At 66.2% G+C, this 1,089-nt stretch carries 1 protein-coding gene; it reads right to left on the bottom strand.

Annotated features, from left to right (window positions below; all coding sequences use genetic code 11):
* The coding region (tuf, locus tag WG902_RS22470) for an elongation factor Tu (protein WP_340062452.1) at window positions 1-1,089 on the bottom strand (1,089 nt) is incomplete at its 5' end.

The following is a 1,089-nucleotide window of genomic DNA, read 5'->3' as shown; positions in this document are numbered from 1 at the left end:
TTACTCCATGATCTTGGCGACGACGCCGGAGCCGACGGTCTTGCCGCCTTCGCGGATGGCGAAGCGCAGGCCTTCTTCCATGGCGATCGGGGCGATCAGCTTGACGGTGATCGTCACGTTGTCGCCGGGCATGACCATTTCCTTGTCCTTGGGCAGCTCGATCGCGCCGGTCACGTCCGTCGTGCGGAAGTAGAACTGCGGGCGATAGTTGTTGAAGAACGGCGTGTGGCGGCCGCCCTCGTCCTTGCTCAGCACGTAGATCTCGGCGGAGAAGTGCGTGTGCGGCTTGACCGAACCCGGCTTGCACAGCACCTGGCCGCGCTGGACTTCCTCGCGCTTGGTGCCGCGCAGCAGGATGCCGACGTTGTCGCCGGCCTGGCCCTGGTCCAGCAGCTTGCGGAACATCTCCACGCCGGTGCAGGTGGTCTTGACCGTCGGCACCAGGCCCACGATCTCGATTTCCTCGCCGACCTTGACCACGCCGCGCTCCACGCGACCGGTCACCACCGTGCCGCGGCCGGAGATGGAGAACACGTCTTCCACCGGCATCAGGAAGGCGCCGTCGATGGCACGCTTCGGATCGGGGAAGTAGGTGTCCATCGCGTCGGCCAGGCGCATGATCGCCTGCTCGCCCAGGTCGCCCTTGTCGCCTTCGAGCGCCAGCTTGGCCGAGCCCTTGATGATGGGGGTGTCGTCACCGGGGAAGTCGTACTTGCTCAGCAGCTCGCGCACTTCCATCTCGACGAGTTCCAGCAGCTCGGCGTCGTCGACCATGTCGCACTTGTTCAGGAACACGATGATGTGCGGCACGCCCACCTGGCGGGCCAGCAGGATGTGCTCGCGCGTCTGGGGCATCGGGCCGTCGGCGGCCGAGCACACCAGGATCGCGCCGTCCATCTGGGCGGCGCCGGTGATCATGTTCTTCACGTAGTCGGCGTGCCCGGGGCAGTCGACGTGCGCGTAGTGGCGCTTGGCCGTCTCGTACTCGACGTGCGCGGTGTTGATCGTGATGCCGCGCGCCTTTTCCTCGGGAGCCGCGTCGATCTGGTCGTACGCCTTGGCTTCGCCGCCGAACTTGGCCGACAGCAC

The sequence above is a fragment of the Ramlibacter sp. PS3R-8 genome (assembly GCF_037572435.1).
In the GTDB taxonomy this organism is placed as follows: domain Bacteria; phylum Pseudomonadota; class Gammaproteobacteria; order Burkholderiales; family Burkholderiaceae_C; genus Ramlibacter.
Note: the sequence above shows the minus strand (reverse complement) of the source record. Positions and strands in the feature narration are given on the sequence as shown.